We start from the raw sequence: 22639 nt of genomic DNA on the forward strand, positions 1-22639 counted from the left end.
ATCAAGAAAGATGAGCTTTACATGCTAGTTGAGTTTTATCTTCCAAAATGCAATGCATTTTGCAGGAATTAGCACCTATTCAGTTCGTATAAACTGAGGTTGCTGGGCTTCAAAGGGCCGGTCCCTCTGCCTCTCTTGATAAAGAAGTATTCAGTTTTAAAATCTTAATTTTCTGATAGTTAAATTGTAATTCATTTCCTTTTTGTGTGCAATAGAAAATAGGTATTCACCCAAATAAAGCCGCTCGCATATTGTAGCTTATGTAAATAGAATGCTGCGAAGGAGTGAGTGCAGTGACAGGAAATGTATTGAATTATTATGCTGGTGGTAATACAGCTAGGGGATTTCACAATTTATACGAAGAGAATTTAAAAGGATTAGACAGGTTATTTATCTTAAAGGGTGGCCCGGGAACGGGAAAATCTTCTTTAATAAAGGCAATAGGTCGTGAATGGGTTGGAAAAGGATATGATATTGAATTTTTACATTGTTCTTCTGACAATAAATCGGTTGATGGTGTAATTATCCCACAATTAAAAGTAGGAATTGTTGATGGGACATCACCGCATGTTATTGAGCCAAAAATGCCAGGAGTTGTTGAAGAGTATATAAATTTAGGAATTGCTTGGGACTCAGATAAACTAAGAAAGCAGAAGTTAGAAATTGAAAGATTTGTTTCAGAAGCAAGCAAAGCTTTTCAGTCTGCTTACGCACGTTTTAAAGAGGCATTGGTTATACATGATGAGTGGGAGAAGATATATATTGATAATATAGATTTTAATAAAGCAAATGAACTAACCGATCAGCTAATCCAGAAATTATTTGCAGATAAAAGCGGGAGACAATCGCTTGTAAAACATCGTTTTTTAGGAGCTGCAACACCGAAAGGAGCAGTTGACTTTGTTCCTAATTTAACAGAAGGGTTACCACATCGTTATTTTATAAAAGGGCGCCCAGGCTCTGGAAAATCAACGATGCTCAAAAAGTTAGCTAAGGCAGCTGAAGAAAAAGGATTTGAAGTTGAAGTATATCATTGCGGATTTGACCCGCATAGTCTTGATATGGTTATCGTAAGAGAATTAGGCTTTGCAATTTTTGATAGCACCGCACCGCATGAATATTTTCCAAGTCGTGAGGGTGATGAAATTATTGATATGTATGCCCTTATTGTTACGCCAGGGACTGATGAGAAATATGCGAAGGAAATTCGTGATGTTTCCATTCAGTATAAAGCAAAAATGAATGAGGCAATGTCTTTCTTAGCGAAAGCAAAATCGGTTCGTGATAAATTAGAACGAATTTATATTGCTGCTATGGATTTTTCAATAGTAGATGCATATAAAGAGGAGATTCAAAAAGAGTTTGAACGAATTGCTGCTACTGTAATTGAAAAGCAACAATAGAAGTTTTATTAGGCTGTCAGTAATTTCTGACAGTTTTTTTAGTATGTAGTAAAATTAATAGTGTATTGTCGAATTTCCAAGGAAATAATCAAAAAATGGAGATGTTATGAAATGAGAGAGAAAATCGAGTTGGAGTTAGAAAGAATTGAAAAAGAGAATGATGTGAAAATTTTATTTGCGGTGGAATCAGGGAGTCGTGCTTGGGGGTTTCCATCGAAAGATAGCGATTATGATGTTAGGTTTGTTTATATACATCCGGTAGAATGGTATTTATCAATTCATGACAAACGAGATGTAATTGAATATCCAATTAGTGATGATTTAGATATAAGTGGTTGGGATATTAAAAAGGCGTTGCAACTATTCGCGAAGTCGAACCCAGCTTTACTTGAGTGGAATCGATCACCAATTTTTTATTCGAAAAACTCTAATTTTCCAGAACTACTTCAACAGATGAGTGAGAAGAATTTTGATCCAAAAGCAACGATATATCATTATTTACATATGGCGTCGAAAAATTATCGTGAATTTTTGCAAGGTGAGAATGTAAAGCTGAAAAAGTACTTTTATGTATTACGTCCTATTTTAGCTTGTAAGTGGCTAGAAGAGAAAGCAACTTTACCACCTGTAGAATTTGATCGATTGATTACAGAATTACCATTAGAAAGTAGTGTATTAGATGAGATTGAAAAGTTGTTAATAAAGAAAAAAGCAGGTACTGAATTAGATGTTGGATTGAAAATTAAGGTGCTAAATCAATTTTTAGAAGAACAAATTCATTACTATGGGCAATATGTAAAAGGAATTGAAAAGGGATCAGGGATCGATATTGAAATTTTAAATACACTATTTCGAGACATGTTGTTTGAAGCATATGAAAAAGAGCACAAGTAAGTTTGTGCTCTTTTTATTTTGTAGGAACGAAGAAAACAGATATAGCTGCGATAAGACCTGCAAAGGAGAATAAGTAAAAATTCCATGCTAAGTCATATTGCATTGTCATAATAATACCGATGAGAATAGGGCCAGCAATTGCACCAACTCGGCCAAGTCCCAGTCCCCAGCCTAAGGAGGTAGCTCGGATATGTGATGGGAAGTATTGTGTTACATATGCATTTAATATTTGAGTAATACCGACCGATCCAATACCAGCAAGGCCAATTAAAAGATAAATGATTGTAACAGATGGCTTGATTGTTAATAGTCCGATACATATGGCTGCCATAAGATAAGAGATGCTAATAACAATTTTTGCGCCTATACGATCAGCAATTGCTCCAGCGAATACCGCACCAACAGCTGCGGTAATATTTAGCATAAGTAGAAAAGACAGACTAGATCCAAGAGGATATCCCGCCTGGCGCATCATCTGTGGTAACCAAGTATTTAAACCGTATATTAAAAACATTCCCATTATATAAGTGATCCAAAAAAGTAGCGTTGCTTTTATGTATTCTTTTGAGAATAAAGTAAAAAATCCAGTTTTCTTTCGTATAGTAGATGGAGCTTGATGAGTTTTATTTTTTACATGAAATTCAATTTGAAAACGATTAAGAATTTGGTTCACTTCTTCTTGGCGATTACGTGATAATAAAAATTGAATGGACTCAGGTAAATAGCGAATAATGAAAGGAATGAGGAGTAGTGGAATCATTCCGATACCAAACATAATTCTCCATCCGAAATCTTCTAACATAAACATAGACAAAATAGCACCTAATACGATACCTAAAGGATAGCCAGTAAACATAAGAGCATAAATAAAAGATTGCCTTTTTTTTGGTGAATATTCAACAGTAAGTGCTGAAGCCGTTGGGATAACACCGCCTAATCCGATTCCTCCTATAAATCGAGATAATCCAAATAACTCAGGAGAAGAAGCGATAGCCGCTAAACCCATTGTGATAGAAAAAAGTGCTAAACAGCATATAAGCGTCCATTTACGCCCAATTAGATCTGTAATCGCTCCAACTAGAATAGCCCCAATAAACATCCCAAATAAAGCATAGCTTGCAATTGTACCAGCGTGCGCTGGTGATAGCGCCCAGCTTTTGTCTTCTAGGAGCTTTGGTAGAACGGCACCGTAAATACCTAAATCATATCCATCAGCTAAAATGGCTAGCCAACAAATAAAAACAACAAGTTTTGTAATAGAGCTTGAAAAGATAGTTTCTGTAGATTCTAGATGAGGTGGAGCTGAAGGTTGCATAATATTCACCCCTTTTAATTTGTAGATGAATATATTATTTTATTTAATGTTAATATTTCCCTCCCTGTGTCGAAATTTATCTGAAAAGATTTTATAACAAATAAAGAAGTACAACAGTAATTCTGTTGAACTTCTTTATTTGTTTACTCATTATCAACTCGTTTTAACGGTTGATCTGCTGGGCCTTCAAGAACGTCTCCCTCAATTGAAAAACGAGAACCATGGCAAGGGCAATCCCAAGTACAATCACCATTATTCCATTCAACTTCACAGCCGAGATGTGTACAAGTTGTATCGACGATATGTAATTTTCCTTCTTTGTCCTTATAAGCACCTGCTCGTTTACCGTTAACATGTACGACAGATCCTTCACCAACTTCGAGATCTTCTGGCTTACGTAATGCGGTTTCAATCTTTCCTTCAATTAAATGTTTCGCAACATCAATGTTTTGGGAGAGGAACGTTTTTATATCTGGATTTGCATGGAAGCGTGATGGTGCATACAGTTCTTTATAGGGACTGTGGACTTTTAGGATGGAGTCCTTCAGTAGGTGAGCGGCAGCAGTTCCAGTTGTCATGCCCCATTTGCGATATCCAGTTGCAACAAATATATTTGGATTTCTTTCGTTAATATGTCCGATATAAGGAAGCTTATCTAGAGTGATTAAATCTTGTGCTGACCATCTATAAGGAACTTCGTCTATTCCAAAAGTTGCTTCAGCAAAAGAATAAAGTGCTTCATAATGAAGCATCGTATTTATTCCTTGTCCTGTTTTATGACTCTCTCCGCCAATCAAAATTAATTTTTCTCCATTGTTTGTTATATAGCGTAAGGAGCGCTTTGGATCATCAATACTTAAATACATGCCACCTGGATAATCCGTTTTTGCTTTTATTGCAAGAGCGTAGGAGCGTTCTGCGTACATTCGCGTAAAGAAAAAGCTATTCGCATCATAAAAAGGAAAATGTGAACAAGAGACGACATATTCACAAGTGATATGATGGCCCTCTTTTGTAATTATTTGTGGATGATCTCCCTTTTCCACATCCATAGCTGTTGTTTGTTCGTAGAGCTTTCCGCCCATCTCCACAAACTTTTCTAAAAGTGTTTTTAAATAAAGAAGGGGATGGAATTGTGCTTGATTTTTCATTATAAGCGCAGATTGTACTGGAATAGGAATCGATAGAGATTGAACATAGTCACAAGGTATATTTAATTTTTGATAAGCTTCATATTCTTTCGATAAATTTCTTAATCCGTTATCGGTAGTTGTATATAAATATGAATCTTCATTTGAGAAATTACAGTCGATTTTATATGTTTGAACAGTTTCATTTATGAATTGTAGAGCCTGATTATTTGATTCATAGTAAAGCCCGGCCTTTTCTACACCGAAATGGTTTATTAATTCATCATAAATAAGATCATGTTGTGCTGTTACTTTCGCTGTTGTATGCCCAGTCGTTCCGTTTAAAATACGACCAGAATCAATTAAAACAACATCGATGCCTTCTTTTGCAAGTAAATAGGCAGTAGTAATACCTGTAATACCAGCACCGATAATAGCAACTTTCGTCTTTATATTTTCGGATAAACGAGGGAAAGTAGGAAGCTGAGTAGATTCAATCCAATAAGATAGCGGCAGTTGTGGAAATGTATCACTTGTCATTGCGGAAACCTCCTGATTTTAGAACAATTTTCCTTTTAATATTTCCATATTATATGAAATTTATGTGTGTTGTTTTAGAAGTAGTCTATTTTTATTAAAAGAGGTTATAAATTATTTTAATATAATTAATTAGGTGGGGCATTATGAAGTAGTAGGATTTATATAAAACTAAATTCAAGTGATTCTGTTTGTTGATTACATAGGGAGTTATTGAATGAGATAGAGTCTATGGCGTTTAAGAAAATGTCTATATAGAGTGGGTAAATCCTTATGGAATATATACATTTTCTTTAGTGAAATAAAGTATGATTATAAAAATATAACCACCTTTTATTACTAGGTCATAAAAGGTGTTGACAATATAGAAATTCTATTGTTATGATTCATCATGTGGAAAGGTTGATAGAGAGTAAAAAGAGAAATGTTTTTCATTGATAATAAAAGCGAAAAATAAGTGACGATAGAGTGAGTATATTTTCCTTATAATAGATGCTTTTTGGATCATCTAGTAAAATCAATCTGGAAGCAAGAATTGATATATGTAAGTTGCGCAAGGCGCGGCATAAGAAAGGAGCAAAAGGATGAAGGAGCTTCATACGTTTGGGTGGTATGCAGCACGTGTATCACCACATTTGCCGAAAAAAGCATTTAAACCAGTGCCTACTCGTTTATTTGGTGGACTGGCTTATTTGCTTGTGGCATTGGCGGGGTTAATATCGATTGGTGTATTTGAATTGAATGTGTGGGCGAATCTAGGAATTGCGATTGTTCTTGGATTATGTTTTGCTTCACTTGGATTTTTAGGGCATGAAATTTTACATGGAACTGTTGTAAGAAAGGCATGGCTTCGTGATTTCTTAGGCGCGATTGCATTTATGCCATTATCAACAGGGCCAAAGCTTTGGAGAAAGTGGCATAATGCAACGCATCATGTTCATACACAGCATGAAGAGAATGATCCGGATGCATGGCCGACACTTGAGAAACTTAAGAAGAGTAAGTTTTTGAGTTGGGTATATCGTATGCCTTTACATGTACGTTCATTCTTTAGTTTTCTGTCACTAACAATTCAATTTACATTGCATTCGACTCGAATGTTCTTTCATTTTATAAAAGAGTTCAAGTCATCCAATCAAAAATCTGTATGGCTTCAACTTCTTTTGCCTTGGACAGTTTGGATTAGTTTATTGTTTATTATGGGACCTGGAAAATGGTTATTTGCATATGTCATTCCGTTGTTAATTGCTAACTTTATTGTAATGGCATATATCGCAACAAATCACCGCTTAAATCCAATTGTTCCAGTAAATGATCCGTTAGCAAACTGTTTGTCAGTAACAGTGCCGCGCTGGGTAGACGTTTTACATTTCAATTTCTCATATCATACAGAACATCATCTGTTTCCTGCTATGAGTTCTAAATACTATCCGTTAGTAAAAGAGAAGATTAAAGAAATGTGGCCGGAACGCTATCATGAGATGCCGATGACAAAAGCTTTGGCAGCGCTATGGAATACACCACGTGTGTATTATCAAGGAAGTGAATTAGTGGATCCGCATAGAGAGCATTTCTATGGTTCTTTAGGAAATGGACTAGATCCTCATAATATTTCATATCGTGAGGAACATATAGAGGAAGAAAAGAGTATTAAAAAAGTAAATCAGTAAAAATTAATATATTTTTGCAATGAAAAAGCAAGCCATCTCAGGCTTGCTTTTTCTTATAAAGAAACTTCTTTTTTGTTCTTTTTATGGAATTGGACGGAGTTAGTTTCTTTTCGTTGTAGTCGTTTTTCTAAAAGATTAACAAAATAAGTAAATAGAAGAACAAGTACGAGATAGTATACACCAACGATTATGTAAGTATCTAATTGTTGGAAGTTACCTGCTGCAATTGATAAACCTGATCCCCATAATTCGGACAGTCCTACGTAAGCGACAAGTGAAGAGTCTTTTAATCCGATAATAAATTGGTTTCCTAGAGGAGGAAGAGACAGACGAAATGCTTGTGGTAATATAATCCGGCGCATAGCTAAAGGATAAGGCATACCTAAGGAGCGAGCGGCTTCCAATTGTCCCCGGTCGACGGATTGAATGGATCCCCGGAAAATTTCCGTAATATATGCACCGTTATGAATTGCTAAAGCGATTGCTCCTGCCCAAAAAGGGGAGAAAACAATGACAGATGTAATGCCAAAATAGAGAATTGCGATTTGAACGATTAAAGGTGTACCACGAATAATAGCAATATAGATATGAGCAATGCTATTTAAAACTTTGTTATTCGAGATTCGAAAGAAAGCAAATAATAATCCAATTAATGAACCGAGTACTAGGGAGGTTAATGTTAATTGTAATGTGACAATAGTAGCCTTTAAGAGTGTGGGATAGGTAGAGATAAAAATTTCAAACATGCGTTTCACCTCATATTGTATAGATTTTAGTAGAGAATGAAATGCCCCACATGAAATGAACAATTAATCAGTGGGGCACTGTTTATGAATCTTTTGAATGGCTAACTTACTTCGTTTTTTCCTCTTCACCGAGAATATTACGCCCGAACCATTTTTTACTGATCTTTTCATACGTACCATCTTTAATGATTTCATCTAACGCTTTATTTACTTTCTCAACCATTTCTTTATCATCTTTGCGAATAGCAATTCCCATTTCATCAAGATTTAATGGTTTTCCGGCTTCTTTTATATTTGATTTTCCTTCTTTTATCATACGTAGACCAACCATTTGATCCGTAATTACTGCGTCAACACGCCCAGGCTCTAAATCCATAAGAGCAGTAATATCGCTGTCATATTCTGTGATTTGATCTGTATATTTTGCAACAAGATTTTTAAAGGTACTAGCTTTTACAACACCAATTTTCTTACCTTTTAAATCTTCTGGAGAAGAGATAGCGTTATTCTTTTTAGCTACAAAAATTTGGGCGCCGGAGCGATAGTACGGATTTGAGAAACTAACAGCTTTTAAGCGCTCCTCTGTAATTGCCATACTACCCAGTATTACATCATATTTCTTCGCTTGAAGACCTTGAATCAGCGTTTCCCATGGGTTTGTAACTGGCGTAGCCTTCATGTTCATCTTTTTAGCAAGAGCTTCACCGATTTCTACATCAAAACCGACAAGTTTGCCGTCATTTTCTTTATAGTTAAAAGGTTTGTATAATCCACTCATCGCATAGCGAAATTCTTTTTCACCATTTGTTGAAGTAGTAGAGCTTTCTTTGCTACAAGCTCCTAGTATGAAAGATGTACATAGTGTAATGCTAGCAACAATGGTTAATAGTTTTCTTTTCATAAAATCCCTCCTATATATTGATCATACGGATGGTTTTTTAGTATGTTATTGAAATATTTTATTTGGATGATTAGTTGTGCACCGTATGAATGTATTCTTTTTCGTTCGAAACAAAAGTTACATTATAAAACGTTGCGTAAAAATTGTTTTGCCCGTTCATGTGATGGAGCTGAAAAGAATTGTGCTGGCGGAGCATCTTCTACAATCTTTCCATCATCCATAAAGATGACGCGATCAGCTACATCTCTTGCGAAATTCATTTCATGAGTAACAATAACCATTGTCATCCCTTCTTCAGCAAGTTCTTTCATAACTTGCAATACTTCTCCAACAAGTTCAGGGTCTAAAGCTGAGGTAGGCTCATCAAATAGCATAATCTTAGGGCTCATTGCAAGAGCTCGTGCAATGGCAATGCGCTGTTTTTGACCACCTGAAAGAAGATGAGGAGTTACATCTGCTTTATCTTGAAGGCCGACTTTTTGGAGAAGTTGAGTTCCAATATCCTTTGCATTTGCTTTCTCTAATTTTTTTACGTGAATAGGTGCTTCTATGATGTTTTCTAGTGAGGTCATATGAGGAAAGAGGTTAAAGTGCTGAAAAACCATACCGACATTTTCACGGACTTTATTTAAATTTGAATGCTTTGGCTCAATTCGCTCACCTTGTAAGTGAATTTCGCCTTCATCGTACATTTCTAAAAAGTTAAGACAGCGAAGTAATGTACTTTTACCAGAACCACTGGCACCAATTAAAACAACAACTTCTTTTTCTTTTACTTCTAAATCAATTCCTTTTAACACATCAAGTGAACCGAATGATTTTACTAGATTTCGAACTTGAATCATACAAAACCCCCAGTTAAAAATATATTTTACAAATGTTGCCCCTTATTTCTGTTATTAGTCATAAATTGTCAGAATCCTTTATTTTTTTCGTGCAATTTGATATTCAAAGAAATAATATTTTTTGAAATCTCTATATCCTTCTATGATGAAAATATGGATAATAATATATAGGTAGTATTTATATTGCTTATAAAAAGGGGGAAAGGGAAGATGGAAAAAGAAAGGAAAACATTTTCTTTTGGATTACGTACACAACTTATGCTATTCACTACAGTTTTAGCTTTTATTACATATTCAACAAGTATCTTTTTTATTTACGTGATATACGATTATTTTCAAAGTTATGTAAGTCAAACTGTATATAATATTATCGTTATGTTATTAGGGGTAGTATGGTCTGGAATTTTAGCATATGGAGCAGCCGTATTTTTAATTAAACCGCTTCGCAAGTTAGAGGAAGCGGCAAGAAAAGCAGCTGAGGGTGATATTCGTGAAGATGTTCCATTACCGAAGACAGATGATGAAATTAAATCTTTAAGTGTTGCATTTAATATGATGTTAGGAAACTTAAGGGGCATGGTAAAAAATATTGATACAACATTTTCGTATACAAATAATCAAGTACAGCAGATTAGAAAACAAACAGGCGAAGCAACGAGACAAGCGCAAGGTGTATCAGAGACACTTGCAGAAATTTCTTCAGGCGCTGAGCAATCAGCGGCATCAATTCAAGCAATTGTTTCTGCTGTTGATACAACGACTTCTATTGCAAGTGAAGTAGAAGAAAAAGCGAAGCAGTCTGATACATTGTCTTCAGAAATGGTTGAAGCTTTAGGGCATAGTACTCGTGTCTTTACGTCTTTAATTCAAGGTATTCAAACATTGGCAAAAGAAAATGAAGATTCAATGCAAAATGTACAGAAGTTAGAAGAACGAATGAAACAAGTAGAACATATTGTGTCTGTTGTGAGTGCGATTGCTAGCCAAACGAATTTATTAGCACTAAATGCTTCTATTGAGGCAGCTCGCGCAGGAGAGCATGGAAGAGGCTTTGCGGTTGTTGCGGAAGAAGTACGTAAACTTGCTGATGAAAGTGATCATTCTGCAAGAAACATATCGCAGTTATTACGGAATATGCAAGATGAAGTACAACAAGTTGCAATGAAAATGACAGAACAAGTGAAAATAGCTAAAGAAGAGGCGAAACGTGGGGAAGCTACGGAATTAATTTTAAAAGAAATGTCATCAAGTGTTATGGAAGTAGCCGATGCAACTCAGCAAATTAGTAGTTATATGAATGAACAAGTGAGCCACATTCATCAAACAGGAGCACAAACAAAAGCTGTAGCAGCAATTGCTGAAGAAACGTCAGCTGGTTCGCAAGAAGTGGCGCGTGTGACGCTACAACAGTCTAAAAATATGATAGTAATCGATCAATTATTAAAGGATTTAGAGAAGCAAGCAACTGATTTGAAACAAACAATTGAACGATTTTCAATGTAAAAGGAAGAACAGAATGCTGTTCTTCTCTTTTTTATTTAGCTTGATTTAATATTTACAGTTAAACTATGAACGTTTCCGCAACATTCTTTTCTGTCCCTTTCGGATGAAAATTATAGCGAGCTATAATATTAAAAGGGGTGTCTTTTATGAAAAAAGAAAAAAGACAACGGTTAATTAAACAATTTGTAAAGGAGTATGAAATAGATAAGCAAGAAAGATTAGTAGAATTGTTAGCAAAAAAAGATGTATTAGTAACACAAGCTACGGTTTCTCGCGATATTCGTGAGTTAAACTTAACGAAGGTACCTTCTCAAGAAGGATTAATGATATATAAAGTTTTCTCAGAAGAGCATGTACAAACTGATATAAAGTTAAAGAAAAAATTACGAGAAGTTGTTGTAAAAATTGATTGTGTAGATCAATTAATGGTTATTAAAACATTACCTGGTAATGCACATGTTATTGGTGTTTTATTTGATGAGTTAGATTGGAAAGAAAAAATAGGATGTATATGCGGAAATGATACATGCCTTATAATTTCACAGTCGAAATCAGATAGGGAGATTATAGAAGAAAGATTAAATTTAATTATTTAGATGCAAAAATCCTGTTTTTAATAAAATTAAAAACAGGATTTTTGTTTAAATACGGAAGTTAAATATTCAACATATATGCGTAATATATGTATTTTTTATTGAGAAAGCGAGATAGTTTGTTATAAAAATACATATTCGTATGATTTTAAAAAAATAACTTGTTTAATATTTCACAATGATAATGTGGATACTTTCACAAAGATGAAAGTGCAGAGCATTTATTATGTACTTGTAAGACATCAAACATATTTAAAAGGAGGTACAACAAATGAAACATCCGATACATGTTACTTCAGAAATTGGAGAATTACAAACGGTTTTATTAAAACGACCGGGTAAAGAAGTGGAAAACTTGACGCCAGATTATTTGCAGCAATTATTATTTGACGATATTCCATACTTACCAATTATTCAAAAAGAGCATGATTATTTTGCACAAACGTTACGCAATCGGGGTGTTGAAGTTCTTTATTTAGAAAAACTAGCCGCTGAGGCGTTAGTAGATAAAAAACTTCGAGAAGAATTTGTTGATCGTATTTTAAAAGAAGGACAGGCCGACGTAAATGTTGCACATCAAACTTTAAAAGAATATTTACTTTCCTTTTCAAATGAAGAATTAATTCAAAAAATTATGGGCGGTGTACGGAAAAACGAAATTGAAACAAGTAAGAAGACACATTTATATGAATTAATGGAAGATCACTATCCGTTTTACTTAGATCCAATGCCTAATTTATATTTTACTCGTGATCCAGCAGCTAGCGTGGGCGATGGCTTAACGATAAATAAGATGAGAGAACCAGCGCGTAGACGTGAATCATTATTCATGGAGTACATCATTAAATATCATCCAAGATTTGCAAAACATAATGTACCAATCTGGTTAGATCGTGATTATAAATTTCCAATTGAAGGTGGCGACGAGCTAATTTTAAATGAAGAAACAATTGCGATTGGAGTATCTGCTCGTACTTCAGCTAAAGCAATTGAACGTTTAGCTAAAAATCTCTTTAGCCGACAAAATAAAATTAAGAAAGTGTTAGCAATAGAAATTCCAAAATGCCGAGCATTTATGCATTTAGATACAGTATTTACAATGGTTGATTATGACAAGTTTACAATTCATCCAGCCATTCAAGGGCCAAAAGGGAATATGAATATTTATATTTTAGAAAAAGGATCAGATGAGGAAACTCTTAAAATTACACATCGTACTTCTTTAATGGAAGCATTAAAAGAGGTATTAGGCTTAAGTGAATTAGTTCTAATTCCATGTGGAGGAGGAGATGTAATTGCTTCTGCTCGTGAACAATGGAATGATGGCTCGAACACATTAGCAATCGCGCCAGGTGTAGTTGTTACATATGATCGCAACTATGTATCTAATACGTTATTACGGGAACACGGTATAGAAGTGATTGAGGTTCTAAGTTCGGAATTATCTCGTGGTCGTGGGGGTCCACGTTGCATGAGTATGCCAATTGTTCGTAAAGATATTTAGTATAAATAACGGAGAAAGTAGGGATGAATTATGTTAATGACTAGACCAAATTTAAAAGGAAGAAGCTTTCTAGCAGAAAAAGATTTTACACAAGAAGAATTGTTATATTTTCTAGATTTGGCAGCAGAATTAAAAGAGAAAAAGAAAAATGGTATTCCGCATCATTATTTAGAAGGTAAAAATGTAGCGCTCTTATTTGAAAAAACTTCTACTCGTACGCGTTGTGCATTTACAGTAGCATGTACAGATTTAGGGGCAAATCCTGAATATTTAGGGAAAGGTGATATTCAACTTGGGAAAAAAGAATCTGTAGAGGATACAGCAAAAGTGTTAGGGCGTATGTTTGACGGAATTGAGTTTCGTGGATTTAATCATGAAACTGTAGAATCTTTAGCACAAAATTCTGGTGTGCCGGTTTGGAATGGATTAACAGATATGTGGCATCCAACACAAACACTAGCAGATTTATTAACAATTAGAGAACATATAGGGAAATTGAAAAATGTGAAGCTCGTTTACGTTGGCGATGGACGAAATAATGTTGCTAATAGCTTACTAGTTGGTGGAGCAATCGTTGGAATGGATGTATGTATTTGTACACCGGAATCTTTATGGCCTGCACAAGAAGTAATTGATTTAGCAAAAAAATATAATGAACAGGTAATGATAACAAGTAATGTGGAAGAAGCTGTTGCGAATGCAGATGTAATTTATACAGATGTATGGGTGTCTATGGGGGAAGAAGAAAAATTTGCTGAACGTGTCGAGTTATTGAAACCTTATCAAGTAAATATGAAAATGATTAAAGCAACAGGGAATGAAAACGTGATTTTCTTACATTGTTTACCTGCATTTCATGATGTTGAAACGATGTATGGCGAAGAAGTTTATGAGAAATATGGGTTGAAAGAAATGGAGGTAACTGACGAAGTATTCCGCAGTAAACATTCAAAAGTATTTGATCAAGCTGAAAATAGAATGCATACAATTAAAGCGGTTATGGCAGCTACTTTAGGAAACATGGAGTAAAGAAGAAAGGGAGTCTTCCTTTCTTCTTTCTCCTCCTTTAGACACGATCATTCACTATTGCTTTTGTATTGTTATTGCAATTTAAGAGAGGTGAGTGGAATGGGTGAAGATAAGAAATTAGGGTTGTTTACACTAACGGCTCTTGTAGTTGGGTCTATGATTGGCGGTGGAGCCTTTAATTTAGCGAGTGATATGGCAAAAGGTGCTGGTGCTGGAGCCATTATTATTGGCTGGGTTATAACAGGAATTGGGATGATTGCACTTGGATTATCTTTTCAAAATCTAACTGTAAAACGGCCAGATTTAGATGGTGGTATTTTTAGCTATGCAAAAGCAGGATTTGGTAATTTTATGGGATTTAATAGTGCGTGGGGATACTGGCTATCTGCTTGGCTTGGGAATGTAGCTTACGGTACATTATTGTTTTCTTCATTAGGATATTTCTTCCCAATCTTTGAAGGCGGGCAAAATGTAGCGTCCATTATTGGTGCAAGCGTATTATTATGGTGTGTTCACATGTTAATTTTACGTGGAGTTCAATCAGCAGCACTTGTGAATTTAGTAACTACAATCGCAAAATTAGTACCTGTATTTGTATTTATTGTCATAGGAATCTTTGCGTTTCATATTGATACGTTCTTAGATGGATTTTGGGGGCAAACTGGTTCTTTTTCATGGGGAGCAGTTGGCAGCCAAGTTAAAAGTACAATGCTTGTAACTTTATGGGTATTTATTGGGGTAGAAGGGGCTGTTGTTTTATCCAGTCGAGCAAAAAATAGAAGTGATGTAGGGAAAGCAACCGTTATTGGCTTAATTGGTACACTCATCATTTATATTTTAATCACATTATTGTCTCTTGGACTTATGCAGCAAGCAGATATTGCGGGTTTGAAAAATCCGGCTATGGCTTATTTATTTGAAAGTGTTGTTGGAAAATGGGGTGCTATCTTTATTAATTTAGGTTTGGTCATCTCTGTATTAGGTGCTTGGTTAGGTTGGACTTTGCTCGCTTCTGAAATTCCATATTTAGCGGCTAAAGATGGAGTATTTCCAAAATGGTTCGCAAAAGAAAATAAAAATAAGGCTCCAGTAAATTCATTGTGGATAACAAATGGTTTAATACAAATGTTCTTGTTAACATTTGTTGTTTCTGATCAGGCGTATAACTTTGCATTCTCTTTAGCATCTTCAGCTATTTTAATTCCATATGCTTTTTCAGCATTTTATCAACTGAAGCATAGCTTAAATTCTGAAGAAGTAGATCGAAATAAAAATATAGTAATTGGTTTGATAGCCAGTATTTATGGCGTGTGGTTAGTTTATGCAGCTGGTTTAGAGTATTTATTATTAACAATGACTTTATATGCGCCAGGTATTTTTATTTTCTACAATGTTCAAAAGCAAAAGAGTTCGAAGCAAATATTTACTCGAGTGGAATTAGCATCATCCGTAGCAATTGGTGCTTTAGCATTCTTTGCGATTTATGGATTAATTACAGGCAGTATTACTTTATAAAGCGCTGTGAAAGCGAAATCAACTGGAGGGCTGGAATATGGCACGAAGAAAAATTGTAGTTGCACTAGGGGGAAATGCGATACAGTCTGGAGAAGCTACTGCGGGAGCGCAGCAAGAAGCGTTGGAAAAAACGGCAGAACAACTTGTGAAAATAATGGAAAATGATGTGGATATAGTAATTGCGCATGGAAATGGCCCACAAGTGGGGAATATTTTATTACAGCAAAAAGCTGCAGAAACGGAAAAGACACCTGCAATGCCATTAGATACTTGTGGGGCAATGAGTCAAGGGATGATTGGATATTGGATGGAAAATGCGATTGAAAAGGCATTGAAAAAACGGAATATAAAAAAAGACGTAGCAACGGTTATAACACGTGTTGTTGTGGATAAAAAAGATGAGGCATTTAAAAATCCAACTAAACCAATTGGTCCTTTTTATACAGAAGAAGAGGCCAGAAGATTAATGGATGAAACAAAAGCAGTGTTTAAAGAAGATGCTGGTAGAGGGTGGAGACGTGTTGTTCCATCACCGAAGCCTGTAAGTATTCATGAACATAAAGTGATTAATTCTTTGGTCGAAGATGGAAATATAGTGATAGCTGTTGGCGGAGGTGGAATTCCAGTAATTGATTCCGAAGAAGGGTTAAAAGGAACTGAAGCGGTTATCGATAAAGATTTCGCTGCGCAGAAATTAGCAGAATTAGTAGATGCCGATACGCTCGTTATTTTAACTGCAGTTGATCATGTGTATGTAAATTATAATCAACCGAATCAAAAAAAATTAGAGCATGTCACAGTGAATCAATTAGAAGAATATATTGAAGAACAACAATTTGCTGCGGGAAGCATGCTTCCAAAAATTGAAGCTGCTATTAATTTTGTTAATACAAATCCAAAAAGAAAAACAATTATTACGTCTTTAGAAAAAGTATATGAAGCACTAGAAGAAAAAGCCGGTACTATTATTTCAAAACAGAATGTATGCATATATGTTTAAATTATTATGTACGCTACTTATTAGTAAAAAAGAATGAAGTTAGTAACTTCATTCTTTTTATTTATTAATATTTTTTGTACTTATTGTTCATAAAGTTTTCATGATGAAATCTGAATATGTAAGTTAATTATGATAAAATTCAAATTGAATACGCTTTCTTGATTTTTCGCTCCAACATACAGCAAGAGAGAGGGAATTTTATGAATAGACGGAACGTAGTTAAGGACTTAAAGCAGTTCGAATTATTTGCTCATTTAACAGAAAAAAAATTGAAAGGCTTAACAGAGTTTGTTTATTGGCGAACTTATAAAAAAGGTCAATTTTTATTTTTAGAAGGAGATTCAAGGGAAAGAATCTACTTCATGTTAGATGGTTTTGTAAAGTTAGAGCGGGTTAATCAAAATGGGAACTTATTATACGATGACTATGTAAAGCGATATTCTATTTTTCCTTATGGTGGTATGTTTACAGACAGAGGATATAACTATACAGCAGAAGCAATGACGGATGTGGAGGTATATTATATTCCAACGGTAATCTTTGAAGATATGGTAAAATCCAGCAGAACGCAATTGATGTACGTTGTTCAGCAATTATCATCTATATTAAAATTGAACGAAAATCGAGTGCAAAATATTACAATTCCTAATGCACAAGATCGTGTTATCCAAACGTTAAATTATTTAATGCAGGATTTAGGAGAACAGAGTGGGGAAAAGATTGTAATTTCATGTCCACTTACAACAATTGAAATATCCAAAATATCTGGAACATCTCGAGAGACAGTTAGCAGCGTATTAAAACAATTAAAAAATGATAGCATTGTTACAATTTTAGATAAAAAAATTACAATACATGATCCAACATATTTTGAAGAAATTTCAATGTGAAAATTGTATATTGATTTTTTAATTCATAGTGTATATTAATAAGGTTCTTTATATATTTATAAGGAACTTTTTTACGTTATCCTCTATAAAAAGATTGTATAGTATGGTAATAATAGCTAAAATCGATAATAAAATACAAAGTGAAGGGGAGAAAGAATGATTCGTATTGAGTATGATCGATTAGTAGCTATTTGTTACAGTATAGGGGTTTTGTTATTATTAAAAATTCCAAATGATAATGAATTAATTGGGGAAAAACTATTCAATGTCTATAAGGTTCCGATACATACGTATGTCTATATGGATTATAAAGTCTCAAATATATTGATTGTTTCTTTCATACTACATGTAATTGCATTTATATTATTTTTAAAATGGCTAGGAAAAAAGGAGTCTAGTACATTTAGAAAAACGAATAAGATAAAAGTAGTAGGCATTAGTATTTTAATTTTAATGATGCCGTTTATTTTAAATAACATCCTCCAGACATTGAATAAAACATGGTACTATGCAGGAAAAACAGGCGTAGAAGCAATAGAATATAAAAAAGATGATAGCCATTGTAGAATGGAGAAAAATGGAGAGAATATCCAACCGAAGTGCATTGTTACTTTAAAAAATTATCGTAATCATTCACAAGCATTAAAAGTTGTTTTATATGATAATGCAAACGAGAATTCAAAAAGCTATCCAGTATCGAAACCAGTCTATTTACAAAAACATGAGACAAAGCAATTCGAATTTCAAGTTCCTGTTTCTTATAATAGAGGTATTGAAAAAGATAAAGTACCAAATATTAAATTACATTCATTGCATGAAAACGATACGAAATACAATTAATCTATAAGTAAAAGTTTATGAGTAGGAGCAAGAATTTGAAACGATATAGAAAATCAACTTGAATCATCCAACATACTGCGAGGTAACGGTATATTGGGTGATTTTTTTATGTTATCCCCTTTTTTCAAGTATGAAAAGGAGGAATACTTTGTTGGAAATGAAAAACATCACAAGGATCATAAATGATTTTTACTTTACGTAATCTGTGAAAGTTAGAGCCATAATAACTAGTTTGCCAATTTTTAATGTCGATATCGGGCCAGTTCACATAGTCACCTAATGTATAAGGATCTAAGTTTTCTCGTAAACCTTTAACCCAGCGTATATTTCGATTTTCTTCATCATCGCATTTCCAAGAGGTAATGTATTCTTGAGCAATAATTGCTTTACGATGAAAATAAGCCGTTTTATTCGGCGAAATATTTTCAACAGCACCTATGGGCGATTGATGCCAAATACTAGCATCTTTATTTGGTGCATGAGAAAGAAAGTATTGCATGATTTGAATGCCTTTAAGGGGAATAGGCTTATAGACACAGGAACCAGAGCGCTTGAAATTTTCAGGGATGTTACCGCCATTAAAAAATTCAACAGCCTTTATATAAGGAACTTCTTCTATAAAGAGAGAGGGGCTACCAGTTTCAAGAAGAGGGGAAGAATGAGATTTACCTTTGTGAGAAATAAATAAAGCATAAGAATAAAGAATCTACATAGAGTTCAATGAAAACAGTTGCAAACTGTTCATATTTTGTTATGATAGTGTTACGAAAACGTTTGCATAAAATTCCGATGGGATGCAAAAGGAGAGAATGACTATGAATAAGACATGGTGGAAAGAAGCGGTTGCTTATCAAATTTATCCACGAAGCTTTATGGATTCAAATGGTGATGGTATTGGAGATTTACAAGGTATTATTGCAAAACTGGATTATTTAAAAGATTTAGGTATAGATGTAATTTGGATTTGTCCAATGTATAAATCGCCTAATGATGATAATGGTTATGATATTAGTGATTATCAAGATATTATGGATGAGTTTGGTACAATGGCAGACTTTGATGCTTTACTAGATGAAGTTCATAAGCGTGATATGAAGCTTATTATTGATTTAGTTATTAATCATACGAGTGATGAACATCCATGGTTTATTGAATCACGTTCATCTAAAGATAATCCGAAGCGTGATTGGTATATTTGGCATGATGGTAAAGATGGTGCGGAGCCAAACAACTGGGAAAGTATTTTTAATGGTTCGGCATGGGAATATGATGAAGAAACAGAACAATATTATTTACATCTATTCTCACGTAAACAACCAGATTTGAACTGGGAGAATAAAGAAGTTCGCGAAGTATTATACGATACAGTTAATTGGTGGCTTGATAAAGGTATTGATGGTTTCCGCGTTGATGCGATCAGTCATATTAAAAAAGAAGAAGGCCTTAAGGATATGCCAAATCCAAAAGAGTTAAAATATGTGCCATCTTTTGATAAACATATGAATGTGAAAGGTATTCAACCTTTATTAGAAGAGCTAAAAGAAAATACATTCTCTAAGTACGATATTATGACTGTTGGTGAAGCAAATGGCGTTAAGATTGAAGATGCTGAGCTTTGGGTTGGAGAAGAGCAAGGTAAGTTCAATATGGTATTCCAGTTTGAACATTTAAGTTTATGGGATGCAGAGAAGAAGAAAGACCTTGATGTTGTAGGATTGAAAAAAGTATTAACGAAATGGCAAAAAGGATTAGAAAATAAAGGATGGAACGCTTTATATATTGAGAATCACGATAAACCACGTATCGTTTCAACATGGGGAGATGACAAACAATATTGGCGTGAAAGTGCAACAGCTCTAGGAGCGATGTATTTCTTTATGCACGGTACACCGTTTATTTATCAAGGACAAGAAATTGGTATGACAAATGTTCAGTTACCAAATATTGAAGATTACGATGATGTAGCAATTAAAAATTTATATCGCGAGAAAATTGCAGAGGGCGTACCACATCAAGATATGATGGAGATTATATGGGCTTCTTGCCGCGATAATTCACGTACACCTATGCAGTGGAATGATGGGATTAATGCTGGTTTCACAACAAGTACACCTTGGTTTAGCATGAATCCAAATTACAAAGAAATTAATGTTGAGAAGCAAAAAAATGAAGAAAAGTCTATTTTCAATTTCTATAAGAAAATGATTGCCCTGAAAAAAGAGCACGATGTACTGAACTATGGTACGTACGATTTACTTTTAGAAGACGATCCACAAATTTATGCATATACACGTACGTTACAGGATGAAAAAGTCATTGTAATTAGTAATATCTCAAAAGAGGAAGCTGTGTATAATGAGGGTTCATTTGCACTAGAACGCAAACGTTTGCTTTTAAATAACTATGAAGTTGCGGAACATGAAGAAGTAACAACAATTGCTTTAAAACCTTATGAAACAAGGGTTTATCGCATTTCATAATAAAAAAGGATGCTCTTTGAGCATCTTTTTTATGAAAAAAAATAAATTTCTATTGCAAAGTGAAAACGCTTTTATTAAAATAGATTTATGAAAACGGTTGCGTAAAGGGATAAAAATAAAGTAATATAAGGAATCGTTTTCATAAAGGGAACAGAAATTATAATTTAAATCATTATGTTGTTATAAATAAAGGGGAGGAAGAACAGATGAAAATTACGTCTTTTGATTTTTGGCAAAAGTTCGGGAAAGCTTTATTAGTTGTTGTAGCCGTAATGCCAGCAGCTGGTTTAATGATTTCCATCGGTAAGTTAATTGGTATGTCTGCTGGGGATGTTAACGCAGTTCATACAATCGCTCGCGTAATGGAAGACATCGGTTGGGCAATCATTACAAATCTACACATCTTATTCGCAGTAGCAATTGGGGGATCTTGGGCGAAAGACCGCGCGGGTGGTGCATTTGCAGCGCTATTAGCATTCGTCTTAACAAACCGAATTACAGGAGCTATATTTGGCGTAAACGCTGAAATGTTAGCGGATTCAAAAGCGAAAGTTTCTTCAGTAATAGCGGGAGATTTAATTGTAAAAGATTACTTTACTTCTGTACTTGGTGCACCTGCATTAAACATGGGAGTGTTCGTAGGGATCATCACAGGTTTCTTAGGAGCTACTTTATATAACAAATATTATAACTATAATAAACTGCCACAGGCATTAGCATTCTTTAATGGAAAACGATTTGTACCATTCGTTGTAATTCTTTGGTCTACAGTTACTGCGATTGTATTATCACTTCTATGGCCATTCATCCAAAGTGGGTTAAATGAATTTGGTCGCTGGATTGCAGCTTCAAAAGATAGCGCACCAGTTGTTGCACCGTTTGTATATGGAACGTTAGAGCGTTTATTATTACCATTTGGTTTACACCATATGTTAACGATTCCGATGAACTATACAGAGCTAGGCGGAACATATACGATGTTAACTGGTTCAAAAGTTGGACAAGTTGTAGCAGGACAAGATCCATTATGGCTTGCATGGATTACAGATTTAAATAATTTACTAGCAAATGGAGATACGAAGGCATATAACGATTTATTAAATAACGTTGTACCAGCTCGTTTCAAAGCTGGACAAGTTATCGGCTCAACAGCAGCGTTAATGGGGATTGCATTTGCGATGTTCCGTAACGTGGATAAAGAAAAGCGTGCAAAATATAAACCAATGTTTTTATCAGCAGCATTAGCAGTATTCTTAACAGGTGTAACAGAACCAATTGAATTCATGTTCATGTTTATTGCTCCAGTATTATATGTTGTATATGCTATTACAACAGGACTTGCATTCGCGCTAGCTGATTTAATTAACTTACGTGTTCATGCATTTGGATTTATTGAGTTAATTACTCGTACACCAATGATGGTTAACGCAGGTTTAACAAGAGACTTAATCAACTTTGTTATTGTTTCATTAGTGTTCTTCGGTCTTAACTTTACACTATTCAATTTCTTAATTAAAAAATTCAATTTACCAACACCAGGGCGTGCAGGTAACTATATTGATAATGAAGATGAGGCATCAGAAGGAACAGGAAATGTACAAGACGGTTCATTAGCAACAAAAGTTATCGATTTATTAGGTGGAAAAGAAAATATTGCTGACGTAGATGCTTGTATGACACGCTTACGTGTAACAGTAAAAGATTTAGATGTTGTTGCACCAGAAGCACAGTGGAAACAAAATGGTGCTTTAGGGCTTATTGTAAAAGATAAAGGTGTACAAGCGGTATATGGTCCGAAAGCTGACGTATTAAAGTCAGACATTCAAGATATGTTAGGTGCGTAA

At 34.5% G+C, this 22639-nt stretch carries 17 protein-coding genes, 3 pseudogenes and 1 riboswitch; of the genes and pseudogenes, 14 read left to right on the forward strand and 6 right to left on the reverse strand.

The window, feature by feature from the left end; genetic code table 11:
- Positions 1-32: 32 nt before the first annotated feature.
- Positions 33-145: riboswitch (SAM riboswitch) on the reverse strand.
- A gap of 148 nt (positions 146-293) precedes the next feature.
- Together MKY21_RS02030 and MKY21_RS02035 are read left to right on the forward strand one after the other, a co-directional pair.
- Positions 294-1403 carry a PRK06851 family protein gene (locus MKY21_RS02030; RefSeq protein ID WP_000147485.1) on the forward strand — a complete coding sequence of 370 codons (1110 nt, stop codon included), beginning with the start codon at positions 294-296 and terminating at the stop codon, positions 1401-1403.
- A 111-nt stretch (positions 1404-1514) separates the two neighbouring features.
- Positions 1515-2297 carry a nucleotidyltransferase domain-containing protein gene (locus tag MKY21_RS02035; RefSeq protein ID WP_341075321.1) on the forward strand — a complete coding sequence of 261 codons (783 nt, stop codon included), beginning with the start codon at positions 1515-1517 and terminating at the stop codon, positions 2295-2297.
- A gap of 13 nt (positions 2298-2310) precedes the next feature.
- On the opposite strand, the gene MKY21_RS02040 is transcribed toward MKY21_RS02035, so the two are convergent.
- Entirely contained in the window at positions 2311-3612 is a 1302-nt protein-coding gene (locus tag MKY21_RS02040) for an MFS transporter (protein ID WP_033693073.1), read from the reverse strand.
- 143 nt (positions 3613-3755) lie between these two features.
- Positions 3756-5282, reverse strand: coding sequence for an FAD-dependent oxidoreductase (locus MKY21_RS02045; protein ID WP_000199992.1), 1527 nt, complete (start codon positions 5280-5282; stop codon positions 3756-3758).
- 581 nt (positions 5283-5863) lie between these two features.
- On the opposite strand from MKY21_RS02045, the gene MKY21_RS02050 reads away from it, so the two are divergent.
- Complete coding sequence (locus MKY21_RS02050) at positions 5864-6949, forward strand: fatty acid desaturase family protein (protein ID WP_000661226.1); 1086 nt, start codon at positions 5864-5866, stop codon at positions 6947-6949.
- 53 nt (positions 6950-7002) lie between these two features.
- On the opposite strand, the gene MKY21_RS02055 is transcribed toward MKY21_RS02050, so the two are convergent.
- From MKY21_RS02055 to MKY21_RS02065, 3 genes are all read right to left on the reverse strand, one after another.
- On the reverse strand, positions 7003-7758 hold the full coding sequence (locus MKY21_RS02055) for an amino acid ABC transporter permease (protein ID WP_115735448.1): 756 nt from the start codon (positions 7756-7758) through the stop codon (positions 7003-7005).
- A 43-nt stretch (positions 7759-7801) separates the two neighbouring features.
- Positions 7802-8596, reverse strand: a complete 795-nt coding sequence (locus tag MKY21_RS02060) for an ABC transporter substrate-binding protein (RefSeq protein ID WP_000823768.1) — start codon at positions 8594-8596, stop codon at positions 7802-7804.
- A 122-nt stretch (positions 8597-8718) separates the two neighbouring features.
- Positions 8719-9441 (reverse strand): amino acid ABC transporter ATP-binding protein, encoded by a 723-nt coding sequence (locus tag MKY21_RS02065; protein WP_000616934.1) that lies wholly within the window; start codon positions 9439-9441, stop codon positions 8719-8721.
- Between the two features lie 375 nt (positions 9442-9816).
- On the opposite strand from MKY21_RS02065, the pseudogene MKY21_RS31100 reads away from it, so the two are divergent.
- The 9 genes and pseudogenes from MKY21_RS31100 to MKY21_RS02105 all read left to right on the forward strand — a co-directional run.
- Positions 9817-10002: pseudogene (locus MKY21_RS31100) on the forward strand (HAMP domain-containing protein); the annotation flags it as partial.
- Between the two features lie 369 nt (positions 10003-10371).
- A pseudogene (locus tag MKY21_RS31105) lies at positions 10372-10944 on the forward strand (methyl-accepting chemotaxis protein); the annotation flags it as partial.
- 146 nt (positions 10945-11090) lie between these two features.
- Positions 11091-11540 carry an arginine repressor gene (argR, locus tag MKY21_RS02075; protein ID WP_000711827.1) on the forward strand — a complete coding sequence of 150 codons (450 nt, stop codon included), beginning with the start codon at positions 11091-11093 and terminating at the stop codon, positions 11538-11540.
- A 268-nt stretch (positions 11541-11808) separates the two neighbouring features.
- Positions 11809-13041: an arginine deiminase gene (gene arcA, locus MKY21_RS02080; protein WP_000682331.1), complete on the forward strand. Its 1233-nt coding sequence runs from the start codon at positions 11809-11811 to the stop codon at positions 13039-13041.
- A gap of 30 nt (positions 13042-13071) precedes the next feature.
- The gene (argF, locus tag MKY21_RS02085; protein WP_000930288.1) at positions 13072-14070 is read left to right on the forward strand and encodes an ornithine carbamoyltransferase; all 999 of its coding nucleotides are present in this window, start codon (positions 13072-13074) and stop codon (positions 14068-14070) included.
- Between the two features lie 99 nt (positions 14071-14169).
- Positions 14170-15585 carry an arginine-ornithine antiporter gene (arcD, locus tag MKY21_RS02090; RefSeq protein WP_000503402.1) on the forward strand — a complete coding sequence of 472 codons (1416 nt, stop codon included), beginning with the start codon at positions 14170-14172 and terminating at the stop codon, positions 15583-15585.
- Between the two features lie 37 nt (positions 15586-15622).
- The gene (gene arcC / locus MKY21_RS02095) at positions 15623-16585 is read left to right on the forward strand and encodes a carbamate kinase (protein ID WP_000113947.1); all 963 of its coding nucleotides are present in this window, start codon (positions 15623-15625) and stop codon (positions 16583-16585) included.
- 200 nt (positions 16586-16785) lie between these two features.
- Complete coding sequence (locus MKY21_RS02100) at positions 16786-17475, forward strand: Crp/Fnr family transcriptional regulator (protein ID WP_001081905.1); 690 nt, start codon at positions 16786-16788, stop codon at positions 17473-17475.
- Between the two features lie 156 nt (positions 17476-17631).
- Positions 17632-18315: an ABC transporter permease gene (locus tag MKY21_RS02105; RefSeq protein ID WP_341075324.1), complete on the forward strand. Its 684-nt coding sequence runs from the start codon at positions 17632-17634 to the stop codon at positions 18313-18315.
- A gap of 124 nt (positions 18316-18439) precedes the next feature.
- Here the strand turns inward: MKY21_RS02105 and MKY21_RS02110 are convergent.
- Positions 18440-18976 (reverse strand): annotated as a pseudogene (locus tag MKY21_RS02110) (BBE domain-containing protein); the annotation flags it as partial.
- 154 nt (positions 18977-19130) lie between these two features.
- Between MKY21_RS02110 and MKY21_RS02115 the strand changes: the two are divergent.
- Both MKY21_RS02115 and MKY21_RS02120 read left to right on the forward strand, forming a co-directional pair.
- Entirely contained in the window at positions 19131-20795 is a 1665-nt protein-coding gene (locus MKY21_RS02115) for a glycoside hydrolase family 13 protein (protein ID WP_001044705.1), read from the forward strand.
- Positions 20796-21001: 206 nt separating this feature from the next.
- On the forward strand, positions 21002-22639 hold the full coding sequence (locus MKY21_RS02120; RefSeq protein WP_000705560.1) for a PTS transporter subunit IIBC: 1638 nt from the start codon (positions 21002-21004) through the stop codon (positions 22637-22639).

It is taken from the genome of Bacillus sp. FSL R9-9497 (assembly GCF_038005805.1).
Taxonomy (GTDB): domain Bacteria; phylum Bacillota; class Bacilli; order Bacillales; family Bacillaceae_G; genus Bacillus_A; species Bacillus_A cereus.